Below are 5,011 nucleotides of genomic sequence, written 5' to 3'. Positions count from 1 at the left end.
GGCATGGAAAACCCGAGCCCGGTGCCGCCGCACGGCACCCCCGGCGGGCGGGTGACACATCTAGACCACACCCTGTTGTCGGCGCAGAACCCGCAGGATGATGTGAATTTCCTGATGCAGGTGCTTGATTTTTCATTGACCGAGAAGGTGGTTGATCCCGCCGGAAACACCCTCGCAGCGTTCCTGACCTGCAGCCACACCATGCACGATCTGGCCATCGGCCCGGGACCGGACGGGCACTTTCACCACATGGCGTTCGGCATGGACAGCCGCACCGAGGTCATCCACGGCGTCGACCTGCTGAAGGAAAACGCCGTCCCGTCACTCGAATTCGGTATCACCCGCCACGGCATCTCGGGCGTCACCACCATCTACTTCCACGACCCGTCAGGCAACCGCAACGAGTTCTACAACGGCGCGTACCTCGCCCCCGGCGCGCCCGGTTGGGTGCCGCCCATCGTGTGGCAGGCGGAGCATTTCCCACGCGGCGCCTTCTATTACGAAAACGCCGTGCCGGAGGCGTTTTTCGCCGAGGTCACCTGACGGCCTCACCTCGCTCACCGACATAACCCAATACTAATCTCAGAGGCAGGAGACCTCGCATGGCCCTCAAGCACGGCGGCATCATCCGGATCGCCTACGTCCGCCTCGCGCTGCACGACTCGCGTCTGCGCCAGGCGCAGTTTTTCTACTGCGAATCCCTGGGCCTGGTGGAGACCTACCGCCAACCGGACCGCTTGTACCTGCGCTGCTGGCACGAGGCCTTTCCCTACTCGCTGGTGCTCGACGAGGGTCCGGACAATCGGCTGGTCGAAATCGGCTTTCAGGTGCGCGATGCGGCCGAGCTGAAGCAGCTTGAGAACAATGTGTTGCAGGCGGGTGTGAAGGTTACGAATCACCCGTCTGGCGCGCTCTCCGGCATGGGCGAGTCGATCACCTTCGACATCCCCGGCGGCCCGACGCTGCGCCTGTTCGCCGAGCTGCCGCAGATCGGCTACATGACCGGTTTCGACTCCCCGGACTGGGTGACGCCGCGTTCGCTGCGCGGCACCCCTGCCCCGTTCTTTCTGAACCACGCCGGCATCACCGTGCCGGACCCCAAGGCCGCGGTGGATTTCCTCACCCAGGCGCTCGGCTTCGTCATCTCCGAGCGCATCGACAGCGACGACGGCGAGCGCCTGCTGTCGGCGCTGGTGTTCCGCATGCAGAAGGAAGCCGGCGGCCAGGAGCTGGCGATCTTTCCCGGCCCCGCCGGGCGTCTGCACCACATCGCGTTCACCAAGGAAGACCCGAACGACATCCTGATCGACGGCCAGTACCTGCGCGAGGCCGGCGTCAACATTGATATTTATGGTCCGACGCGCCAGTCCTACGGCAAGACCTTTTCGCTGCACTTCCAGGATCCGTTCGGCGTGCGCCTGGAGCTTTGCGCCGGAGGGCGGCTGACTGAAGTGCACCCGGAGTTCGAGCCCGTGCGCTGGACCGAATCGCAACTCGGCAAGGCGCTGTCGTACTTCGATCGGGATTTGCAGACGGCCTTCCTCGCGCCGTCGCTGTAGGACCGTCGGGTTGCGCCGCGGGGTTGGCCGGGCCCTGACCCACGGGCGCGTCCGGCTTGCGCGTCAGAGATGCGCGAGCCGGTCCCACTCGGTGAGATAAGCCTGTAAGTGCTCGCGACCCTGCGTGATCAGGCTCTCCACCAGGATGCGCACGCGGTTTTGTTCCTCGGCGTAGGACCGCTGGTCGAAGTGACCGCTGAGGTGCGCCAGGCGTAGCCACACGAGGTACGTGCTGAGGGCATCGCACTCGTTGTAGGCCACGATGCGGTCGAGGTGGCCTTCGAGCCAGAGGCTCGCAACGGCGTTCCCGTCCACGTCCAGCTTGCCGGGAATGCCCGACAGCACGGCGAGTTCATGCAGCGAGGGCGTCGCCTTGCCCCAGCCGCCGACGATGTCCTTGATGTCGACGTGCGCATCGCCGCGGGCGAAGTAATCGACACCCTCCCAGGGCTTGTCCGGGCGGCGGCAGAATTCGGCCGCGGACAGGCCGTTCACCACCGCCCGCTGCAGCAGGATTTTCAGATCGGCGTTGATCGAGTTGAAGCCGACCAGTTGCGGCTTGTGCTCGCCGATGGCGTCCAGAAACGTGCCGATGACGTGGGCCTCCGCCGTCTGCGCCGTATCGCTCACATCGCGCGGCAAGGACAGCAGATGCAGCTGCACGCTGCCGTCGCGCCGCCGCTGACGCGTGACGGCGGCGATCGACACCACCCGGCACACGATGGTCTTCAAAAACGGCATCGGGTCGTCGTCGCTGGCGCCAGCCTGCTGCCACATGTGCGCCAGCACGTCCCGGTCCGGCAGCTCCGCCGGCAGCTTGTACAGCGTGCGGCCGGCGGCGGGGTCCGGCACCCACTCGCAGTCGAACGCCCACACCTTGTCAAACACGCTCTTGAACATGCCTCACCTTCACCGCCGGTTAAACTGCCGCCTGACCTCGTGGTCGGTCGGCATTGCCGGCAGTAAGCTTACACACCCGTTTAATCCCCCGAATCCTGAGGAATCCGTCATGGCACGACGTGACCGCCTGACCGTGAACGACGTTCACGGCGCCTGGGCCATCATCCCGACCCCCGCCGTCGACAACGCCGAGGACTGGCGCTGCGAGGACAGCATCGATTACGACGAGGTCGCCCGGGCCGTGAACGGCCTGATCGAGGGCGGCGTCGACGCCGTGCTGGCGCAGGGCACCTTCGGCGAAGGCGCCACCATCACCTGGGAAGAAAAGAAAAAGATGATGGAGGTGATGGTCGAGACCGCCCGCGGTCGCAAGCCGATCTTCGTCGGCGTGACCACGCTGAACACCCGCGACACCATCAAACAACTGAAGCACGCGCGCGACATCGGCGCCGACGGCACCATGCTCGGCCTGCCCATGTGGCAGGTGTGCGACGTGCCGAACGCGGTGCGCTTCTATCGCGACGTGGCGGAAGCGGTGCCGGAGATGGCCATCTGCGTGTACGCCAACCCGGAGGCGTTCAAGTTCCAGTTCCCGACCCCGTTCTGGGCCGGCGTTGCCGAAATCCCGCAGGTCATCACCTGCAAGTACATCCACATCGGCCAGCTGTCGGTGCACACGGCAGTATCCAAAAAGCGCATCCGCTTCTTGCCGATCGAGTTCGATCACCTCGACGCCGCGCGCATCGACCCGGAATTCCACACCGCCTTCTGGTCGCCCTGCGCCAACGGCGGCCCGGAGATGACCATCCGCATCCGCGACACGGTGCGGGACGCCATCAAGACCGGTGACTGGAGCGCCGCCCAGCGCGTGTGGGGCGCCGCCGCGCCGGTCATCGGCAACCTGATGCCGCCCGGTGGCTTTGCCGAGTTCTCGCGCTACAACATCCAGCTCGACAAGGCGCGCATCAACGCCAGCGGCTGGATGAAGGCCGGCCCCTGCCGTCCGCCGTACCTGACCGCCCCGGCCAATTACCTGGAAAGCGCGGCCAAGGCCGGCAAGGGCTGGGCCGAGCTGTGCGCCAAGGTGCGCGCCGGCGAGCTGTGATCCCGCACCCTGCCCCGCCGCCGTGACGGCGGGGCAGCGGCGATAACGACAATCCCGAGGAGAACACCATGACCGCACCGACCGCCGAACAAATCGTCCGCGACACGCTGCACATCATGTCGCAGGGCGCCTCCGCCCAGCAGCGCGTGGTGGACGCCTACCTGGCCAAGCGCACGCGCGAGCGCGACATCAACTGGGTGGTGATCCAGGCCGCCCGCGAGTACGGCGCCACCAACATGTACGCCGACCGGGCGCGGCTGGCGCTCGGCACCGGCATCAACGTGCGCGAAGCCGACCGTTTCGCCGTGATCATGAAGGAAGAGCTCGACCACTACCGGGCCTACATGAACCTGCTGGATCTGACGCTCGGCAAGGGCAAGGAGCCGCCGGAGAGCGATTCGTTCCACTACCTCAACGTCGAGTTCACGGCGAACGGCGCCGGCTTTCACGGCGACTCCGGCGCCATCGTGGCCCGCAAGTGGCCGGAGCACCACCGCTTCATCTCGCTGTGGATGGAGATCTACAACACGCTGCCCAAGTGGACCTCGCGGCTGCTGATGACGCAGGGCGAGGGCGGCTCGGTCGGCTGGCACTGGTGCATGAGCAACCTGCCGGGCGACGACGAGTTCCTGCGCCTTGCGGCCAGGCTCGAAAAGACCGTGGTCGAGGACGAGATCTTCCACGGCCCTGAAGAAATCAAGGAACTGGCGGCGAGCTTCGATCCGGCCAATGCCCTGCCGTGGGACGAGACGCTGAACCTCGCCCGCGAGATGCGGTACCTGGACGTACGCGAGCGCAACGAGCAGTTCCAGTACCCGCTGACCGAGGGGGAACTCGAAGACATCCGCCGCGCCATCTTCGAGGACACCCTGGCGCCCAGCGACATCTACGCCGCCGTGGCGTGATGCCGACGCCCGGCGCTGTTCTCGCCTGACGGTCCTGGGCGAGAACGGCGCCGGTAGTCACTGAATGTCTGCTGTGCTCCGCGTGGGCGCAGCGGGTGCGGCGCCCCGTGCCGTGCATTTGAACAGGCGCTTCATCGGCTGCGCTGGCCACGTCAGTCGTTCCCGGAACCACGCGTGATCCGGATCAGGACGCGCGCTGCGGCAGGCTTTTAGATTGCAGGCAGCGGTTTGCACGCTTCGAACCGCAGTCCCGGATCGGAGCCGCCGATGTCAGATGGGCTGATTCACAAGACGTTTCGAGCCGACCAGGCCTTGCCCAACCTGGCCGATTACGGGGCCATCTGCGGCTCGTTCAATTGGGGGCTTGAGCGTCAGGCCCTGCGCGGCCTGCCCGGCGGCGGCCTCAACATCGCCGTGGAGGCCGTCGACCGGCACGTGCAAAACGGCCGCGGCAGACAGGTGGCGCTGCGCTGCTTGTCGCAGGACAGTGTGGCGCGCGAGTTCACCTACGCCAACCTGGCGGCGGAAACCAGCCGCTTCGC

Annotated in this window: 5 protein-coding genes and 1 pseudogene; 5 read left to right on the top strand and 1 reads right to left on the bottom strand. The window is 66.2% G+C overall.

Translation table 11 applies throughout. The annotated features are described in order from the left end of the window. Together AB7F93_RS08470 and AB7F93_RS08465 are read left to right on the top strand one after the other, a co-directional pair. A partial coding sequence (locus AB7F93_RS08470) for a VOC family protein (RefSeq protein WP_428302463.1) occupies positions 1-543 on the top strand: 543 nt, incomplete at its 5' end. A gap of 59 nt (positions 544-602) precedes the next feature. Further along, positions 603-1,559, top strand: coding sequence for a VOC family protein (locus tag AB7F93_RS08465; protein ID WP_428302462.1), 957 nt, complete (start codon positions 603-605; stop codon positions 1,557-1,559). Positions 1,560-1,622: 63 nt separating this feature from the next. Here AB7F93_RS08465 and AB7F93_RS08460 read toward each other — a convergent pair whose 3' ends face one another. Further along, complete coding sequence (locus AB7F93_RS08460; RefSeq protein WP_428302461.1) at positions 1,623-2,459, bottom strand: 3'-5' exonuclease; 837 nt, start codon at positions 2,457-2,459, stop codon at positions 1,623-1,625. 109 nt (positions 2,460-2,568) lie between these two features. Here AB7F93_RS08460 and AB7F93_RS08455 point away from each other — a divergent pair, with 109 nt between their 5' ends. From AB7F93_RS08455 to AB7F93_RS08445, 3 genes and pseudogenes are all read left to right on the top strand, one after another. Next, positions 2,569-3,564 (top strand): dihydrodipicolinate synthase family protein, encoded by a 996-nt coding sequence (locus tag AB7F93_RS08455; RefSeq protein WP_428302460.1) that lies wholly within the window; start codon positions 2,569-2,571, stop codon positions 3,562-3,564. A 68-nt stretch (positions 3,565-3,632) separates the two neighbouring features. Continuing rightward, positions 3,633-4,469, top strand: coding sequence for a hypothetical protein (locus AB7F93_RS08450; protein ID WP_428302459.1), 837 nt, complete (start codon positions 3,633-3,635; stop codon positions 4,467-4,469). Positions 4,470-4,736: 267 nt separating this feature from the next. Beyond that, positions 4,737-5,011: pseudogene (locus tag AB7F93_RS08445) on the top strand (acetate--CoA ligase); the annotation flags it as partial.

Origin of the sequence: Immundisolibacter sp. (assembly GCF_050250495.1) — a bacterium.
Taxonomy (GTDB): Bacteria; Pseudomonadota; Gammaproteobacteria; order Immundisolibacterales; family Immundisolibacteraceae; genus Immundisolibacter.
Note: the sequence above shows the minus strand (reverse complement) of the source record. Positions and strands in the feature narration are given on the sequence as shown.